This window comes from Chroococcidiopsis sp. SAG 2025 (assembly GCF_032860985.1).
Classification (GTDB): Bacteria; Cyanobacteriota; Cyanobacteriia; order Cyanobacteriales; family Chroococcidiopsidaceae; genus Chroococcidiopsis.
The window spans coordinates 5,648,949-5,667,729 of record NZ_JAOCNC010000001.1 but is presented as its reverse complement, the minus strand read 5'-3'; the positions used below and the strand labels follow the sequence as shown (position 1 = coordinate 5,667,729).

12 protein-coding genes and 1 tRNA gene are annotated in these 18,781 nt (G+C 46.7%); 11 read left to right on the top strand and 2 right to left on the bottom strand.

Annotated features, from left to right (window positions below; all coding sequences use genetic code 11):
* Window positions 1-55 precede the first annotated feature (55 nt).
* Window positions 56-137, bottom strand: a tRNA-Leu gene (locus N4J56_RS27810).
* 313 nt (window positions 138-450) lie between these two features.
* On the opposite strand from N4J56_RS27810, the gene murA reads away from it, so the two are divergent.
* The 11 genes from murA to N4J56_RS27755 all read left to right on the top strand — a co-directional run bounded on the left by murA (window position 451) and on the right by N4J56_RS27755 (window position 17,291).
* Window positions 451-1,830 carry a UDP-N-acetylglucosamine 1-carboxyvinyltransferase gene (murA, locus tag N4J56_RS27805; RefSeq protein ID WP_410500616.1) on the top strand — a complete coding sequence of 460 codons (1,380 nt, stop codon included), beginning with the start codon at window positions 451-453 and terminating at the stop codon, window positions 1,828-1,830.
* 164 nt (window positions 1,831-1,994) lie between these two features.
* Window positions 1,995-3,332: an adenylosuccinate synthase gene (locus N4J56_RS27800; RefSeq protein ID WP_317109381.1), complete on the top strand. Its 1,338-nt coding sequence runs from the start codon at window positions 1,995-1,997 to the stop codon at window positions 3,330-3,332.
* Window positions 3,333-3,411: 79 nt separating this feature from the next.
* Complete coding sequence (locus N4J56_RS27795) at window positions 3,412-4,050, top strand: 50S ribosomal protein L25/general stress protein Ctc (RefSeq protein WP_317109380.1); 639 nt, start codon at window positions 3,412-3,414, stop codon at window positions 4,048-4,050.
* Window positions 4,051-4,176: 126 nt separating this feature from the next.
* Window positions 4,177-5,712, top strand: coding sequence for an AAA family ATPase (locus N4J56_RS27790; protein WP_317109379.1), 1,536 nt, complete (start codon window positions 4,177-4,179; stop codon window positions 5,710-5,712).
* Between the two features lie 98 nt (window positions 5,713-5,810).
* Window positions 5,811-6,608 (top strand): YdcF family protein, encoded by a 798-nt coding sequence (locus tag N4J56_RS27785; RefSeq protein ID WP_317109378.1) that lies wholly within the window; start codon window positions 5,811-5,813, stop codon window positions 6,606-6,608.
* Window positions 6,609-6,749: 141 nt separating this feature from the next.
* A complete protein-coding gene (locus N4J56_RS27780) occupies window positions 6,750-7,820 on the top strand; it encodes an Mrp/NBP35 family ATP-binding protein (RefSeq protein ID WP_250014050.1) in 1,071 nt (356 codons plus the stop codon).
* A 105-nt stretch (window positions 7,821-7,925) separates the two neighbouring features.
* A complete protein-coding gene (gene rodA, locus N4J56_RS27775) occupies window positions 7,926-9,191 on the top strand; it encodes a rod shape-determining protein RodA (protein WP_317109377.1) in 1,266 nt (421 codons plus the stop codon).
* A 211-nt stretch (window positions 9,192-9,402) separates the two neighbouring features.
* On the top strand, window positions 9,403-9,594 hold the full coding sequence (locus N4J56_RS27770; RefSeq protein WP_015156844.1) for an NAD(P)H dehydrogenase subunit NdhS: 192 nt from the start codon (window positions 9,403-9,405) through the stop codon (window positions 9,592-9,594).
* 95 nt (window positions 9,595-9,689) lie between these two features.
* Window positions 9,690-10,346 (top strand): HAS-barrel domain-containing protein, encoded by a 657-nt coding sequence (locus tag N4J56_RS27765; RefSeq protein ID WP_317109376.1) that lies wholly within the window; start codon window positions 9,690-9,692, stop codon window positions 10,344-10,346.
* A gap of 246 nt (window positions 10,347-10,592) precedes the next feature.
* The gene (locus N4J56_RS27760; protein ID WP_410500615.1) at window positions 10,593-15,335 is read left to right on the top strand and encodes a response regulator; all 4,743 of its coding nucleotides are present in this window, start codon (window positions 10,593-10,595) and stop codon (window positions 15,333-15,335) included.
* A 162-nt stretch (window positions 15,336-15,497) separates the two neighbouring features.
* Window positions 15,498-17,291, top strand: coding sequence for a response regulator (locus N4J56_RS27755; RefSeq protein WP_317109374.1), 1,794 nt, complete (start codon window positions 15,498-15,500; stop codon window positions 17,289-17,291).
* A gap of 11 nt (window positions 17,292-17,302) precedes the next feature.
* On the opposite strand, the gene murD is transcribed toward N4J56_RS27755, so the two are convergent.
* Window positions 17,303-18,697, bottom strand: a complete 1,395-nt coding sequence (murD, locus tag N4J56_RS27750) for a UDP-N-acetylmuramoyl-L-alanine--D-glutamate ligase (RefSeq protein WP_317109373.1) — start codon at window positions 18,695-18,697, stop codon at window positions 17,303-17,305.
* Window positions 18,698-18,781: the final 84 nt, after the last annotated feature.

Below are 18,781 nucleotides of genomic sequence, written 5' to 3'. Positions count from 1 at the left end.
AGACTAAACATATAAGGCTAATAGCTCGTTGCTAGTAACCAAAACTTCAAATTGATGCGGAACCCGGGACTTGAACCCGGAAGCCTTTCGGCACATGAACCTGAATCATGCGCGTCTGCCAATTCCGCCAGTTCCGCTTGTCTTCGCCCTCGGTGGGCGCAATTTCTCATCATCACTTAAATATTTGTGTTTGTCAAGTTTTTTCAGTTATCAGTTATCGCCTATTAATAATCGACGATCGACAATCGATGACTCATGACCAAATCTAAAATTTTTTGAATAAAGCAAAAACTTTAGAGGGCAACAACTGTAGAAATACCGAGATTGAGCCAGATATTTGTAGCAGAGATAAGAAAATTCACAGTTTAAACTTTTACCATCTCAATGTAGAATCTAAACCAAATTTTTGCCAACTCGGGTACGGATTAACTAGATTCGGAGGACAGAGCCATTACTACTACCCATAACTCAATTAGACCGCAGCCCTCACCAGAAGTCGATCCAGCCGTACTGGAAATTTGGGGCGGGCATCCTTTGGCAGGTCAGGTCAAAATCAGCGGAGCAAAGAATTCTGCCCTTGTTATCATCGCCGGTGCTTTGCTCTGTCCTCAAGACTGTCGTATCCGTAACGTACCATCACTCGTGGATGTGGCGCGCATGGGTCAGTTATTATCATCGCTGGGAGTAAAAATCTCTCAACACGGTGACGTATTAGATATTGATGCTAGCGATCTCAGCACGTCTCAAGCTCCATACGAAATTGTCAGTCAACTACGGGCAAGTTTCTTTACAATTGGTCCGTTACTAGCTCGCCAGGGATATGCTCAAGTCCCCTTACCTGGTGGATGTACGATTGGAGCTAGACCAGTCGATTTGCATGTCCGGGGCTTACAGGCAATGGGGGCAGATGTCCAGATCGAGCATGGTATGGTCAATGCCTACGTCGCTGGCAGTAGCCGGAGATTGAAAGGAGCCAAAATCTATTTAGACTACCCCAGCGTCGGTGCAACAGAAACCTTGATGATGGCGGCGACATTAGCTGAAGGAGAAACAGTCATTGAAAACGCTGCTCAAGAACCAGAAGTTGTCGATCTAGCTAATTTCTGTAACTCTATGGGAGCGCGCATTCGGGGAGCTGGCACTACAGCAATTACGATCTCGGGCGTTCCTCGCTTGCACTCAACGGATTATGCAATTATTCCCGATCGCGTGGAAGCCGCAACTTTTTTAGTAGCGGGAGCCATCACCAACTCCGAGATCTCATTAGCGCCAATTATTCCCGACCATCTCACCCCGGCGATCGCCAAATTACAAGAAATTGGAGTGCAGATTGTTGCCGATGCACCTGACTGCCTTCGTATTGTCCCTGGTGAAGGATTACGGGGAACAGACATTAAAACTCTGCCTTACCCTGGTTTTCCCACAGACATGCAAGCGCAATTCATGGCTTTGCTGAGTTTGAGCGAGGGCGATAGCGTCATTACCGAAACTGTATTTGAAAACCGCCTGCGCCACGTCGCCGAACTCAATCGCATGGGGGCAGATATTCGCGTTGAGGGCAATATTGCTGTCGTGCGGGGAGTACCGCTACTATCTGGTGCGCCAGTCGTCGCTAGCGATCTACGCGCTTCAGCCGCTTTGGTACTGGCAGGACTAGCAGCAAAAGGTAAAACAACAATTCAAGGACTGCACCATCTCGATCGCGGTTACGAGAAACTAGAAGTCAAATTGCTCTCCTTGGGAGCGAGATTACAAAGAGTAACAGGTGCGATCGTTTCTCCCGATCGTCAACTAGGGGTTAATAATCCTACAGTGAACAGTTATCAGTGAATAGGGAGCAGGGAGCAGGGAGCAGTGACGAGAATTGAGTCTATCCACTAGTCACCAGCCACTAGTCACTCACTACACACCACACCCTTATTTCTAGCTTGACACCAGATACAATCTGCGACTATAGTTGTAGATTGTGTCAACTCTAACATTCAGAAATACCCTTGGCTAACGTCATTGTTATAGGAGCCCAGTGGGGCGATGAAGGAAAAGGAAAGGTCACGGATTTACTCAGTCGCTCCGCTGACATTGTGGTTCGTTACCAAGGGGGAGTCAACGCCGGACACACGATCGTCGTCCAAGATCAGACTTTTAAGCTGCATCTGATTCCCTCTGGAATTCTGTATTCTAAGACAGAATGCATTATTGGCTGCGGTACGGTAATCGATCCAAAAATTTTGATCGAGGAACTCGATCGGCTAGAAAGTTTAAATATTCCTACAGATAACTTATTTATCTCTGAAACTGCTCACGTCACCATGCCTTATCATCGGCTGATCGATCGCGCAGCAGAAGAGAGACGAGGTAATTATAAAATTGGCACGACAGGGCGAGGAATTGGACCCACCTATGCCGATAAATCAGAACGAACGGGAATTCGAGTTCTCGATTTGATGGATTCGGTAGGACTGCGAGAACAGTTGCAGTGGGCGATCGAATATAAAAATCTCATTCTGGAAAAGCTTTACAATTTACCACCTTTAGATCCAGAAGCCGTCATTGACGAATATTTGGGTTATGCAGAACGCTTGCGTTCCCACGTAGTCGATACCTCGCTGAAAATTTACGATGCAATTCAGCGGCGGCGAAATATATTATTTGAAGGCGCTCAAGGTACGCTGCTGGATCTCGATCACGGCACTTATCCCTACGTCACCTCCTCTAACCCCGTCGCGGGAGGAGCTTGCGTTGGGACTGGGGTAGGTCCCACGGCAATCGACCGCGTGATTGGCGTAGCGAAGGCTTACACGACGCGGGTAGGAGAGGGTCCATTCCCCACAGAATTGGACGGACAACTAGGCGAACTGTTGTGCGATCGCGGGGCAGAATTTGGTACGACTACCGGAAGGCAACGGCGCTGCGGTTGGTTTGATGCCACCATCGGTCGCTATGCCGTGCGAGTGAACGGCATAGACTGCTTGGCAATTACGAAGTTAGATGTCCTCGACACGCTCGAAGAAATCAAAGTTTGTGTCGCCTACGAAATAGATGGCGATCGCTACGAACACTTCCCTCGCAACGCTCGTCAATTTGCCAAAGTCCGCCCGATTTATAAAACTTTACCAGGATGGCAGCGATCGACAGCTGATTGTCGCACGTTAGAAGATCTACCCAGACAAGCGCTCGATTACCTGAAATTTCTGGCAGAGTTAATGGAAGTACCGATCGCGATCGTCTCTCTCGGCGCTAGCCGCGACCAAACTATTATCGTGGAAGATCCAATCCACGGACCCAAACGCGCTTTATTGCACGCTGACGGCACGCCCGTCTCAGCTAGCTAAGTAGCGAATCTTCAGTTGTAGGGGCGTACAGATGTACGCCCCTACATTAGTAACCAACAACTAACAATTAACAACAAAGATGGAACTTACAGTTGAGTGTCAAAAACGCCCGGAGGGAAGTCAACCCAATGCTTTACGTCGTGGTGGCATGATTCCGGCAAACCTTTACGGACATAAAGGTACGGAAGCAATTTCTCTAGTCATGAATGCTAAAACAGCAGAAACAATGCTGAAAAAGGCTTCTGTCAACAACACCATCATCGATCTAAACATTACCGATATTCCTTGGCGTGGTAAAACTCTAGTACGGGAAGTACAATCTCATCCCTATAAGGGAAATCTCTACCACATCAGCTTCTTTGCCGTTGCAGCGCAAGATTCTGTGGATGTAGAAGTACCTCTACATTTTGTTGGCGATGCAGTAGGCGTAAAGCAAGAAAGCGGAATTGTCGATACGCTGGCAACCAGCTTGCAGATTCGTTGCAATCCCGATAGTATCCCAGAGGCGATCGAGATTAATATCTCTAACCTGCACGTAGGCGATAGCTTGTACGTTCGCGAACTAGTTTTACCGTCAGGGGTAACAGTTTTAGGCGACACAGAACAAGCCGTTGTGACTATTTTGTCACCGCAGAAGACAACCGCAGCTGCGGTAGAAGAGTTGGAAGCAGAGGCAGGAACGGAATCTGCATCAGATTCTGATGCAGAAGCAGAATAATAGCTGACAACTTGAGTAGAATTGCCGATAATACCAGGGGGAAACTCCTGGTTTTTTATTTGCAGTTGCGATCCCCCCTAACCCCCCTGAGAAAAGGGGGAATATTAGAAAACACAGAGGAAAGAAATGACAGCAGCTTCAATTCCCGCTTCGATTCAACAAATGATGCAACCTGGATTTTACCCTCATCCAGTGCAAGAACCCATTCAACTGATTCAGACGCATATTTCTTACGTGTTATTAACTGGAGAGTATGCTTATAAAGTGAAAAAGCCGATGAATTTTGGTTTTTTAAACTATTCAACGCTGGAAGCAAGAAAGCATTTTTGTCAAGAAGAATTACGATTAAATCAAAGAGGCGCAGCTGAACTTTACTTGGAAGTCTTACCCATTACTAAAACCGAACAGCAATACCATCTAGGAGGTACGGGAGAGCCTGTAGAATACGTGTTAAAAATGCGTCAATTTCCCCAGGATATGTTGTTAATTAACATGTTTTCTCAGGAGAGAATTGACGAAAAGCTGATGGTTGACTTAGGGAGAGTTGTAGCGCAGTATCACGAGAAAGCTGCAACTAACGACTATATTCGTAGCTTTGGAGAAGTAGCTCAAGTTCGTCAAGCTTTTGACGAGAACTACGAGCAATCAGAAAAATATATTGGCAAAGCACAGACACAAAATCAGTTTGACGAAACAAAAGCGTATACAGATAAGTTTTTTACCGAAAAAGAGTCATTATTTAAAAGCCGCATGGCAGGTAACTTTATCCGCGAATGCCATGGCGATTTATACATGCAAAATATTTGTTTATGGCATGACAAAATTTTATTATTTGACTGCATTGAATTTAACGAGCCATTTCGATTTGTAGACGTAATGTATGACGTAGCGTTTGCCGTGATGGATTTTGAGGCAAGGGGGCGCAAAGACTTAGGAAATATCTTTTTAAATACGTATTTGGAGCAAACAGGCGATTGGGATGGATTGCAAGTCTATCCTTTATATCTCAGCCGTCAAGCATACGTGCGCGCCAAAGTCAATTCATTTTTGTTGGACGATCCAGGCGTACCCGCAGCTGTAAAGGAAGAGTCGGCAAAAACAGCAGCAAACTACTATCGCCAAGCTTGGGAATATACCAAACCCCGTCAAGGAAAGTTAATTCTCATGTCTGGGCTATCGGGTGCGGGTAAGAGTACGGTAGGGAAGCAACTAGCACGACAACTAGGGGCAATTCACGTTCGTTCTGATGCCGTTCGCAAACATTTAGCCGGAATTCCTTTAGAACAGCGCGGCGGCGATGAAATTTATACTGCTGAATGGCATCAAAAAACCTATCAAAGGCTTTTAGATTTAGGGCTGTTGTTAGCAGGTGAGGGTTTTACAGTCATTTTAGATGCCAAATACGATCGCACCGCTTTACGTCAAGAGGCGATCGCCCAAGCAGAATCGCGTCAAATTCCCCTCCAAATTTTTCACTGTACCGCACCAGTGGAAGTCTTACGTCAGCGACTGCAACAGCGCACCGGAGACATTGCCGATGCTACCGTTGACTTATTAGAGTCCCAACAAGCCACCGCCGAGCCTTTCACTGACACCGAAAAGCCCTACGTTACCACGATTGATACGACAAAGCCTTTTGAAGGGGTGAGGAGTGAGGAGTGAGGGGTGAGGGGACAAAGAGGACAAGGAGGACAAGGGAGAATTTGGAATTCGGAATTCGGAATTAAAACACGCACCACGCACCACTCATCACTGAATAAATGTTTCTTTACTTGTCGAAACTGCTACCACTATTTCTCTACCCGTTGGGAATAGCCTGCGTGCTTTTGGTGGTGGGGTTAGTGCTGTTGTTGTGGGGTAAAAAAACGCGCGGGGCGGCGATCGCAATTGCCCTTGCTCTCGTAATTTTATTGGTAGGGGGTAATAGCTGGGCTGCTCGTTCTTTCGCGCGATCGCTAGAGTGGCAAATGCTGCCACTCAATACCGTACCAACTGCCGATGCGATCGTGGTTTTGGGTGGTGTCACCAGAACGTCAACACCACCACGCCCGACTGTAGAGGTGAACGAAGGCGGCGATCGCCTCCTCTATGCTGCTTATCTCTATCAGCAGAGTAAAGCACCTGTAATAATTCTCAGTGGAGGACAAATTGAGTGGTACGGAAATGATTCTGCTGAAGCAACTGATATGTCAGCGTTATTGAAGAACATGGGCGTACCAGAATCGGCAATAGTTCAGGAACCCAACTCTCGCAATACTTACGAAAATGCAGTTAACGTGCGTCAAATTCTAACACAGCGAGGTATTCGCCAGATTGTATTGGTCACTTCAGCAATGCATATGCCGCGATCGCTGTCAATCTTCAAACGTTTAGGAATAGCAGCTATTCCCGCTCCCACTGATTTTCAAGTGTCTACTCAAGAGTTTCAAGAGCTAGCGAGTTCGCCCGAAGCTAAATTACTGAGTTTGTTACCAGACGCTAGCAGTTTATTTTTATTTACTCAAACTCTCAAAGAATACATCGGAATAGTCATTTACTGGCTGCGCGGCTGGTTGTAATTGGCGATAAGTCCTCCTGACACATAACCATTTCACCATTCACACCATTGACAAAGCCTTTAGGATGAATCGACTTTCACTCTACGCTGACCGCTAAGATGCAAATAGATAGCAAAGCAGCCTTAGAGAGTGAAGAACGTCATGCTCGATACCCTTAGTACCAGCTCTGTATTAGAAGTTTTGCGCCCCGTGCAAGATCCGGAACTCCGCAAAAGCCTAGTAGAACTGAACATGATCCGCAACGTCAAAATTGACAATGGCAAAGTCAGCTTCACTTTGGTTTTGACAACTCCAGCTTGCCCGTTACGAGAATTTATTGTTGAAGACTGCCAGAAAGCTGTCAAGCAGCTACCAGGAGTCACCGAAGTTGCGGTAGACGTAACAGCAGAAACACCGCAACAGAAAAGTTTACCCGATCGCACGGGAATTGCTGGAGTGAAAAATATTTTGGCAATTTCTAGCGGTAAAGGTGGTGTGGGTAAAAGTACTGTCGCAGTCAACGTTGCCGTTGCTTTAGCACAATCGGGGGCAAAAGTAGGATTGTTGGATGCAGACATTTATGGTCCTAACGCGCCTACTATGCTGGGACTAGAACAAGCACAGGTAGCAGTACGCCAAGGCGAGAAAGGGGACGTTCTCGATCCGGTTTTCAATCACGGTGTGAAGTTAGTTTCGATGGGTTTTCTGATTGACAAAGACCAGCCCGTAATCTGGCGGGGACCTATGCTCAATGGGATTATTCGCCAATTTCTCTATCAAGTCCAGTGGGGAGAATTGGATTATCTGATCGTAGACATGCCACCTGGAACCGGAGACGCTCAACTCACATTAACGCAAGCCGTACCGATGGCGGGTGCGGTGATTGTCACGACACCCCAAAATGTAGCGTTGTTAGATTCTCGCAAAGGCTTGCGGATGTTCCAACAGATGCAAGTTCCAGTATTGGGAATCGTGGAAAACATGAGCTACTTTATTCCCCCCGACGCGCCAGATAAGCACTACGACATTTTTGGTTCTGGTGGTGGGGAAAAAACCGCTAAAGAACTAGGCGTACCCTTGTTAGGCTGCATTCCGTTAGAAATTTCCCTGCGTCAAGGAGGCGATCGCGGTATTCCCATTGTTGTTGCTGAGCCTGAATCTGCCTCTGCTAAAGCTTTAATGGCAGTAGCAATGGCGATCGCGGGTAAAGTCTCGGTAGCAGCATTAACTTAGGAGTGAGGGACGAGGAGTGAGGAGTGAGGAAAAAAAGCTAAATTTAGACTATGAAAAGGGAACCATGAATTAGTCGTAATTTGTCCCTATCCCCAATCCTCGTCCATGCTGTTAAAAAGATTCATATTTTCTGTTCCTTGGAAATTACTGCTTGCCCCTTGGCAGCAGGTAGACTGGTGGCTGTTAGCGCTGACTGTAGGCACCACAATATTTGGTAGTATTTCCATTCGTAGTGCAGAGTTAAACCAAGGAATTACCGATTGGTGGCAGCATTGGCTGTTTGGTGGCGTGGGATTGGCATTGGCTTTCTTTCTATCGCTTTGTCGCTACGATTTTCTCCTGCGCTGGCACTGGCTGACTTATGCTTTCACGAACATATCTCTGATTGCGGTCATGCTAGCTGGAATCAGCGCCAAAGGCGCTCAACGCTGGATTAGTGTTGCTGGGTTTAATCTTCAACCCTCAGAATTTGCCAAAGTTGGGATGATTATCACCTTAGCAGCATTACTACAATCCCGTAGTGCGGGAAAAATTCCTAGCGTGCTTCGAGCTTTGTTAGTTACAGCTGTGCCTTGGGTTTTAGTATTCGCACAGCCAGATTTGGGGACATCTTTGGTTTTTGGGGCAATAACTCTCGGAATGCTCTATTGGGGTAATGTCAATCCTGGTTGGCTGATCCTGTTAATTTCCCCCATCGTGGCAGTTGTCTTATTTAATGTCTATTTACCAGCCTGGTGTATTTGGGCAGTAGCAATGGGAGCGATCGCGCTGGCGACTATGCCTTGGCGATGGTTGTCGGCAGTTGGAGCGATTGGAATTAACTTTCTGGCAGGAGAACTAGGACACATTCTCTGGGGATTGCTCAAAGACTATCAAAAAGACCGCATCATTTTATTTCTCGACCCAGAAAAAGACCCCCTGGGCGGCGGTTATCATTTAATTCAATCGCGAATTGCTATTGGTTCTGGGCAATTATGGGGACAAGGACTTTACCAAGGCACGCAAACCCAACTCAATTTCATTCCCGAACAGCATACGGACTTTATCTTTTCAGCAGTAGGCGAAGAATGGGGCTTTATTGGTTGCCTTGTTTTGTTATTTATCTTTTGGTTGATTTGCTTGCGATTGGTACTCATTGCCCAAAGTGCGAAAGATGATTTTGGTTCCCTCCTCGTCATCGGCGTATTTTCCATGATTGTGTTCCAAGTCATTGTCAATATCAGCATGACAATTGGGCTTGCGCCCGTCACGGGAATTCCCTTACCCTGGATGAGTTACGGGCGATCGGCACTGCTGACTAATTGGATTGCGATCGGCATCGTGCAATCCGTCGCCAACCATCGTCCAAAGAGAAAGGGACGAGGAACGTAGACGCGACACCGGCTTCTCGGAGAGTGGAGTTAGGGATGAGGGGACAAGGAGGACAAGGAGGACAAGGAAGACAAGGGAGCAGAGGGGGCTTCAGGTGCAGGGGAGAAAGAACAATTCTATTATCCAAAATCTAAAATTCCCTCACTCCTCACTCCTCACTACACTTATAAGCGAAAATTTAAATTATCGGTGTTAACAAAGAGGAAAAACTATGATTCTGCCAGGAGCAACTGTGCGCGTTAAGAATCCTAATGATACTTACTACGGTTATCAAGGGCTGGTGCAGAGAATTACTGATGGTAAAGTCGCTGTGTTGTTTGAAGGTGGTAACTGGGATAAGCTCATTACATTCAATCAATCAGAATTAGAAGCAGTCGAAGTGACTCGGAAAAAAGGAAAATAGGTATTTGCTAGTTGGTGGTTGGTAGTTGTCGATCGTTCATTGCGATCGACGATCGCCCATGACCTATTACCCATTACCCATTACCAATCCCTAGTATGCGTCTTCCCCTACCTCAATTTACGACAGGCGATCGCCATCCCAGCTACATAGCCGAAGTGATCGAAACTTCGACAACGGAATTTTTAGCTCAATGCCTGGAACCAGAAGATTTGAGCTTTCCAGTGATGCCTCCTTTTGGTAGTTGGGTAAAGTCTGCGGATGATGAATCGGGAAATCAAGTTTATGGGGTCGTTTATTACGCTACTACCATGCCGATCGACTCTATCCATCGGGCAAGGGCTTTAGGATTATCTCTCATGGAGTTGCGCGAACAGCAGCCGCAAATTTTCGCCATGCTCAAAACTGAATTTCGCGCTGCCATTATCGGCTTTGAGCCAGCCAAAGCCTCAAAACGCGCTCAACGCGAAGTCTATCAATACCTTCCCCCTCGTCCGCCGCAAATTCACCAAGCGGTCTATTGCTGTCAGCCAGAAGATGTCATTTTATTTAGCGATCGCCTAGATTTTTTACGTACTCTGTTACAAGTTCAGGGTGCGCCTGTAGAAGCTTTAACCGCTGCCGCGATTCGAGAGGTCTATCAGTTACGGAAAGCTGACCGACAATGGTTAGTCCAAGCCGGACGCACCCTCAGCACCCTCCTCAAAGACGACTACGATCGCTTGCGCTACATTTTGAGTCAAATACATCCTTAGTAGGGAGCAGGGAGCAGGGAGTCGGGAGCCGGGAATAGTTATCTAGTTGTAGTCTATGCTGCCCCAAGCCTGTCCATAAGCTATTTTCTACCTTAAGGCGGATCGCGGTTGGATGAGTTTTATCCTTACGATGGAAGACGAAAATCTGTCAACACCCAGTCACTACTTAGGTGTTGCTTGAAGGAAATTTTTTCTCTCACGCTACAACAGATTCCTCACACGTCTCCATTTCAGTATCGAGTCACCATGACGACTGCCACAGCTAACCCCGATAGCGATGCTCTCGACCTCAAGCAACTCCTGCAAACATTACTAGAAGTTAAGAAGGGTAATTTCTCCGTTCGACTCTCCAGCGAACAAACAGGTATTGCTGGGAAAATAGCGGATACCCTCAACGACATTATTGAGACAAACGAGCAGATGACAACCGAGCTAGCACGAATTAGCACGGTAGTTGGCAAAGAGGGCAAAATTTACGAGCGAGCATCGATCAGCGGAGCAAAAGGGTCTTGGCAAGCGAGTGTCAATTCAGTTAATACCTTAATTACCGATCTAGTGCAGCCGATGGCAGAAACAACTCGCGTGATTCGGGCAGTAGCTAATGGCGATTTGTCACAGGCGATTGCTACAGACATTGCCGGAAACCCTTTACAGGGCGAGTTTTTGCAAACAGCGCAAATTGTAAATAAGATGGTCGGTCAACTGAACTCGTTTGCCTCAGAAGTGACGCGGGTGGCGCGAGATGTGGGAACCGAAGGAAAATTGGGCGTACAAGCAGACGTGCGCGGTGTGGCAGGGACTTGGAAAGATTTAACCGATAGCGTCAACTCAATGGCAGGCAACCTGACAGCACAGGTACGCAACATTGCCGAAGTCACTACAGCCGTAGCAAATGGCGACTTATCCAAAAAAATTACGGTAGATGTAAGGGGTGAAATTCTAGAGTTGAAAAACACGATCAATACAATGGTCGATCAGCTCAACTCGTTTGCCTCAGAGGTGACGCGGGTAGCGCGGGAGGTGGGTTCTGAAGGCAAGTTAGGCGTACAGGCAGAGGTGAAAGGTGTTGCGGGAACTTGGAAAGATCTGACTGATAGCGTCAACTTTATGGCAGGTAGCTTGACAGCACAGGTACGAAATATTGCCGAAGTCACTACAGCCGTAGCGAATGGCGACTTATCCAAAAAAATTACGGTAGACGTAAAGGGTGAAATTTTAGAGTTAAAAAACACCATCAATACAATGGTGGATCAGCTCAACTCATTTGCCTCAGAAGTGACGCGGGTGGCGCGGGAAGTCGGTACGGAAGGAAAATTAGGGGTACAAGCATACGTGCGGGGTGTCGGTGGTACTTGGAAAGATTTGACCGACAACGTTAATTTGATGGCAGGCAACTTGACAGCACAAGTACGAAACATTGCCGAAGTTGCCACGGCGATCGCCAATGGTAATTTGTCTAAAAAGATTACCGTAGACGTAAAGGGCGAAATTTTAGATTTGAAAAACACCATCAATACAATGGTGGATCAACTTAGTTCCTTTGCTTCTGAAGTGACGCGGGTAGCGCGGGAAGTCGGTACGGAAGGGAAATTAGGCGGACAGGCACAAGTCACGGGTGTAGCGGGAACCTGGAAAGATTTAACCGACAACGTGAACTCGATGGCAAGCAACCTTACGGCACAGGTGCGAGGCATTGCGAGGGTTGTCACCTCGGTAGCGAATGGCGATCTCAAGCGCAAGCTCATGTTGGATGCCAAGGGCGAAATTGAAACGCTTGCCGAGACAATTAACGAAATGATCGATACCCTGGCAACGTTTGCCGCACAGGTAACGACAGTGGCGCGAGAAGTCGGAATCGAAGGAAAACTCGGCGGACAAGCAAAAGTCCCAGGTGCTTCAGGGACTTGGCGCGATTTAACCGACAACGTGAACGAACTAGCAGCAAATTTAACTACACAGGTAAGAGCGATCGCGGAAGTGGCAACGGCTGTAACCAAAGGCGATTTAACGCGATCGATCGCCGTTGAAGCTTTAGGAGAAGTTGCTGCCCTTAAAGATAATATCAACCAAATGATCGCCAATCTGCGCGAAACAACGCAGAAAAATACCGAGCAAGACTGGCTGAAGACCAACCTTGCCAAATTCACGCGGATGTTGCAAGGACAGCGCGATTTAGAAACTGTGTCCAAGCTGATTTTGTCAGAGTTAGCGCCTCTGGTTTCGGCGCAGCATGGTGTCTTCTACTTAATGGAAAGCGGTGAGAACCACCCGCATTACCTAAAATTAATTAGCACTTATGCCTATCGAGAACGCAAACATTTAGCCAATCGCTTTTATTTGGGTGAGGGATTGGTAGGACAATGTGCATTGGAAAAAGAACGCATTTTAATTACTGAAGTACCATCGAACTATATTAAAATTAGTTCTGGTTTAGGAGAGGCATCACCCATGAATGCGGTCGTTTTGCCCGTGTTATTTGAAGGGCAAGTTACGGCTGTCATCGAGTTAGCTTCTTTTAATCGTTTTAATGAAATTCACCTCACGTTCTTCGATCAATTAACTGAAAGTATTGCGATCGTACTCAACACGATCGCTGCTAGTATGCGGACTGAAGAACTATTGAAACAATCGCAGTCTTTAGCGGAAGAATTACAATCTCAACAAAAAGAACTAACGGGTACTAACCAGCGATTAGAACAACAAGCAAAATCGCTGACAGCCTCAGAAGAATTGCTCAAAAAGCAACAAGAGCAATTGCAACAAACCAATGCCGAATTACAAGAAAAAGCCGAACTATTGGCATTACAAAATCGCGAAGTCGAACGGAAAAATCAAGAAATCGAACAAGCACGGCGATCGCTAGAAGACAAAGCCGCACAACTCGCCTTAAGTTCTAAATATAAGTCTGAGTTCTTGGCGAATATGTCGCATGAATTGCGCACGCCTCTCAACAGTTTGCTAATTTTGGCACGCCTATTAGCTGATAATCAAGACCGAAATCTTACCGAGAAACAAGTAGAATACGCTCGAACAATTCACTCGTCTGGCAACGATTTATTAGAATTAATTAACGATATTCTCGACCTTGCCAAAATCGAGTCGGGCAAAATGTCTGTAGATATCGAACCAGTCAGATTTACTCATTTGCGCGACAACATAGAGCGGACATTTCGTCAAGTCGCAGGCGATCGCCAACTCAATTTTGAATTGCACTTTGACGAGCGATTGCCTCGTACGCTTTATACCGACCCCAAACGCTTGCAGCAAATATTGAAAAATTTACTCTCCAATGCCTTCAAATTTACTGAAGCTGGTTTTGTGCGCTTAAACGTTACCCCAGCACATTCAGGTTGGAGTGCGGAACAAGAAGTTCTCAACCGTGCCGCTAGAGAAGCACCGCTAGGAGAAGCAGGTGTTATTGCTTTCGCAGTCAGCGATACAGGCATTGGCATTGCACCGGACAAACAGCAAATTGTTTTTGAAGCATTTCAGCAGGCAGATGGTACGACCTCTCGCCGTTATGGTGGGACGGGGTTAGGTTTATCAATTAGCCGCGAAATCGCTCGCTTGTTGGGTGGGGAAATTCAGCTGAGGAGCGAACTCGGTCGGGGTAGTACATTCACGCTCTACTTACCGCAAATGGTAAGTCGGACGGCTGTTGAATCGCATGTTGTTGCCCCAGCGTTAGCTTCAACTAACCCTCTACCTGCGCTCCCAACTTCTTCGCCTGAAGTCGTGTCGCTCGTTGAAACTCAGATCTCGAATCTATTGGAGGAAAGAGCAGTTGAGGACGATCGCGATGTCATTCAACCAGGCGATCGCACGCTACTGATTATCGAAGACGATCTCAAATTCGTGCGCATATTAATAGATGCAGCCCGTCAACAAGGCTTTAAGGTGTTAGTTGCCACGCGAGGTAATGTCGGTTTAGCACTAGCACAGCAATTTCAACCCACGGCAATCACGCTCGATATTCGCTTGCCAATCGTCGATGGCTGGACGGTACTCGATCGCCTCAAGCACAATCCCGATACCCGTCACATTCCCGTACATATCATCTCTGTTGAAGAAACACCGCAACGGGGATTAAAACAAGGTGCGATCGCTTACCTGCAAAAACCAATCAGCAACGCTGCATTATTAGATACGCTGTCTCAGATTCAAGAATTTGTCAGTCGCTCCGTGAAAAACTTGTTAATCGTCGAGCGCGACGAATTGCAGCGTCGTAGTATGCTCGACTTGATTGAGGAAAGCGATATTGCAATTCAAGTAGTAGAAACAGGTGCAGCCGCACTAGAAGCTCTCAAATCAGGTCATTTTGACTGTTTAGTCTTGAATCTAGCCTTGCCGGACACCAACGGATTTGAATTGATCGATCGGCTCAAGCAAGAACCATTACTCAGAAATCTACCCATCATTGTTTATACTCCCAGGCAGCTCACTTCTGAAGAAGAAATCGAACTACAACGCCTGTCAGGTAGCTCGATTCTCAAAGAGGCGCGATCGCCTGAACGCTTGCTGGAGGAAACGACGTTATTTTTACATCAAACGCAAGCCGATCTGCCTGCACCCAAGCGGTTGATGTTAGAGCAGTTGCAGCAAAACGATTCCGTCCTGGCAGGCAAGAAAGTCTTGATTGTCGATGATGATATGCGAAATATTTTCGCACTCACCAGCATCTTAGAACGCCAGCAGATGCAAGTTTTATACGCAGAGAACGGTCGAGAAGGTATTCTTCAGATTCAAAACAATCCAGATATTGACATTGTATTAATGGACATTATGATGCCAGAAATGGATGGGTATGACACGATCCGAGCTATACGGCAGATCGATCGATTAGCAGCACTGCCGATTGTGGCGCTGACAGCTAAGGCAATGCAAGGTGATCGCGAAAAGTGCCTTGAAGTCGGAGCTTCCGATTACATTTCTAAACCAATCGATACAGAGCAACTATTCTCGCTACTAAGAGTGTGGCTACAGCGCTAAATGACAACTTTAAATTCTAGTTTTAGAGAGATTTTTTCACCTAGAGATAGATGCATTCACAATTGCTTGCTCTATCGTTAGATAGAGAGAAAGTATGCATTAAACTATACAATTTGAAGCAAAAATAGATTGTTCGCCACTCTCTTAGCTGTCGCTCATGCCATGAAGTCCGAATCTAAAATCAACGTCTTACTAGTAGACGATTATCCCGAAAATCTTGTAGCGCTGGAGGCAACGCTTAACAGCTTAGGGCAGAACTTGGTTAAAGCTTATTCCGGCAAACAAGCTTTAAAATGCTTGCTAGAGCAAGACTTTGCTGTCATCTTACTAGACGTACAGATGCCAGAAATGGATGGATTTGAAACAGCAAGTCTAATTCGACAAAGAGAGCGATCGCGCCATACACCAATTATTTTTCTCACGGCAATTAGCGATAGCGACGACTTAAAGTCAAAAGGATACGCTCTAGGTGCTGTCGATTATTTACTCAAACCTATCGATCCAATTATCTTAACATCTAAAGTTGCAGTATTTGTCGAGTTATTTAAAAAGAATTTAGAGGTAAAACGTCAAGCAGCTCAATTAGTTGCCAAGAATTTAGAAATATTTCAAGCTCAAGCTGCTCGGCAGCAAGCAGAAGCAGCTAACTTAATGAAAGATGAATTTTTAGCTGTTGTTTCTCACGAATTGCGATCGCCCTTGAACTCAATTTTAGGCTGGTCGCAACTCATGCAGATGCGGAAGTTTGATGAAGCTAAATTGTGTCAAGCACTCAAGATCATCGAACGGAATGCCAAATCTCAAGCGCAACTGATCGATGACATTCTCGATATGTCTAGGTTGATGCGTGGGAAAGTGCAGCTATCCATTCAACCTGTAAACGCGATCGCCACGATTGAATTGCTATTAGAATCAATTCGTCCCCAGCTTGAGGAGAAATCGCTACAACTACACACGCACCTCGATCCGGCAGCACAAACAATCGCCGCCGATCCAGCCCGCCTGCGACAAATTATTTGGAATTTACTCTCCAATGCAGTTAAATTCACTCCTGAAAAAGGGCAGATCGAGATACGGCTGAGTCAAGAAAGTAGGGAGCAGGGAGCAGGGAGCAGGGAGCAGGGGAGCAGGGGAGCAGAGGAGCAGGGGAGCAGAAAAGTAACAACAGTCAACTACCAACGACCAACTACCAATTACCAACTACCAACTACCAATTACCAATTACCAATTACCACCTACGCTCAAATCCAAGTCATCGATACAGGAATTGGTATTCGTCCCGAATTTCTGCCGCAAATTTTCGATCGCTTTCGTCAAGCAGACAGTTCTATTACTCGCGCTTTTGGCGGACTGGGGTTAGGACTGGCGATCGTACGACAACTGGTGATTCTACATGGTGGCACGATTGAAGCTCACAGCGAGGGAGAAGGCAAGGGAACAACGTTTACAGTACGACTACCACTAGCAAATAGTCCTTCTACAGCGACTTCCTCCTCTACAGGGACTCCCAATCTCATTAACTTGATTGCAAATGATGAATCAAAGTTAAATTCATTACTGGATGGGGTAAACGTGTTAGTTGTCGAGGATAACAACGATAGCCGTGACTTCATCAAATTCGCACTCGAACAAGCAGGTGCAACTGTCACGACAGTTTCTTCAGCCGCAGATGCAGTCGCTTATTTAGAACGCGATCGCCCCGATGTCTTAATTAGCGATATTGCCATGCCAGAAACCGACGGCTATCAATTCATTCAGCAGCTGCGAGCCACCGAGCAACCAGGAGATAAGTATATTCCCGCGATCGCCCTAACTGCTCACGCTAAGCCAGAAGACCGTTCGCGATCGCTAGCAGCAGGCTTCCAACAGCACATTACTAAACCTGTAGAATCTACCGCTCTGATTGCAGCCGTAGCGGAGTTAATCAAGCAGCAGTCAGTTGTTAGTTCTCAGTGAAAAGTTGTCAGTTATTGCACTAACTGCATACATAACTGCCGAAAATCATCGCCGCGTTGCTCGAAATTTTGGTAGCGATCGAAACTGGCACAGGCAGGAGAAAGTAAGACAACCCGCGCCTGATATTGTGGGGCTAATTCTGCGGCTCTAGACACGGCACGCGCCATCGTTTCCACAATCTCGTAATTGTTGTAACCCACTTGAGATAAACGTAAGGCAAAAGCTGGCGCAGCATCTCCAATGAGTAAAACGGCGGCGGCTTGAGCTTGAATTGTTTGCAACCATGCCAAGTCATCACCAATTTTTGCTTCGCCGCCAGCAATCAAAATTGCAGGGCTGGTGACAGAAGATAACCCAACTTGAGCTGCATCGTAGTTAGTTGCCTTGCTATCGTTGATAAAATCAATTCCTTGCCAAGTGCAAATGTGTTCTAAGCGGTGGGGAACGCCTGGAAATGTAGCTATTGCAGTTGCGATCGCCTCTTTGTCAATTCCTGCTAACCGCGCCACCGCTACCGCCATCAGCAGATTTTGCAAGTTGTGCGCGCCTACCATCCGTAACGCCGACACCTGCACGATCTGCTCTTGCCCAAAGATAACCCAACCGTCTTCAATATAAGTACCTAAATCGGGATTGCAGTTGAGGAAAGCTTTACCTTTAACACTCGTCCAGTAAGCATCCTGCCAATCATTCATCTTTTCCTGACTCAAGAAAGCATCATCGCCATTAATCACTTGCAATTGGGATTGATGCACTAGGTGCGCTTTAATGTCGTAATACCGCTCTAAAGTCTTGTGGCGGCTGAGGTGATCGGGTGTAAATGTCGTCCAAACACCAATACGCGGCGCAACCGAGGGAGCAGATTCGATTTGATAGCTGCTGATTTCGGCAATTATCCAATCAGGATAATTGGTAGGGGCGCACGGCTGTGCGCCCCTACTATTATTTTTAAACTCCAAAGCTACATCACAGACGGCATGACCGATATTCCCACAGGCGGGGGCGTTGAGTCCGGCGGTTTGAAAAATTGCTGCAACTAAAGCTGTCGTTGTGGTTTTGCCGTTAGTACCAGTGATTCCTACCCAGGGAACAGCGTTGAGATAGCGCCAAGCCAGTTCCATTTCACCAATCGTCTCGATCCCTAATTCTCTGGCACGATTTAAGATATCTGCATCCCAAGGTACGCCAGGACTGACAACGATTAACTGGGGTGAATCCGTGCCGTCTAAATTCGGGGTATGAGCCAAACAGACTGTAATCCCCTCTGCTGCGAGTTGTTGCTGCTGCTGGCGTAAAGATGCAGAGTCAGAGCGATCGCTCAATATCACTTGCCAACCCTCTCGTTTCAACAGTCGGGCAGCAGCAACACCAGATTTTCCGAGTCCGATTACACAAGCATTGGACATACGCTAATTAGCAAAATCCCTGGACTAAGCACTCTATATAGTAAGGGGCTAGTGGGAAATTTGCCAATGCAAGGTAGGTAAGGG

Bases quoted from the DNA above. Each gene is read 5' to 3' on its own strand.
- murD (WP_317109373.1), bottom strand. From the start codon at position 18,697: ATGTCCAATGCTTGTGTAATCGGACTCGGAAAATCTGGTGTTGCTGCT.
- rodA (WP_317109377.1), top strand. From the start codon at position 7,926: ATGCTGTTAAAAAGATTCATATTTTCTGTTCCTTGGAAATTACTGCTT.
- N4J56_RS27770 (WP_015156844.1), top strand. From the start codon at position 9,403: ATGATTCTGCCAGGAGCAACTGTGCGCGTTAAGAATCCTAATGATACT.
- N4J56_RS27795 (WP_317109380.1), top strand. From the start codon at position 3,412: ATGGAACTTACAGTTGAGTGTCAAAAACGCCCGGAGGGAAGTCAACCC.
- N4J56_RS27785 (WP_317109378.1), top strand. From the start codon at position 5,811: ATGTTTCTTTACTTGTCGAAACTGCTACCACTATTTCTCTACCCGTTG.
- N4J56_RS27760 (WP_410500615.1), top strand. From the start codon at position 10,593: ATGACGACTGCCACAGCTAACCCCGATAGCGATGCTCTCGACCTCAAG.
- N4J56_RS27755 (WP_317109374.1), top strand. From the start codon at position 15,498: ATGAAGTCCGAATCTAAAATCAACGTCTTACTAGTAGACGATTATCCC.
- N4J56_RS27765 (WP_317109376.1), top strand. From the start codon at position 9,690: ATGCGTCTTCCCCTACCTCAATTTACGACAGGCGATCGCCATCCCAGC.
- N4J56_RS27780 (WP_250014050.1), top strand. From the start codon at position 6,750: ATGCTCGATACCCTTAGTACCAGCTCTGTATTAGAAGTTTTGCGCCCC.
- N4J56_RS27790 (WP_317109379.1), top strand. From the start codon at position 4,177: ATGACAGCAGCTTCAATTCCCGCTTCGATTCAACAAATGATGCAACCT.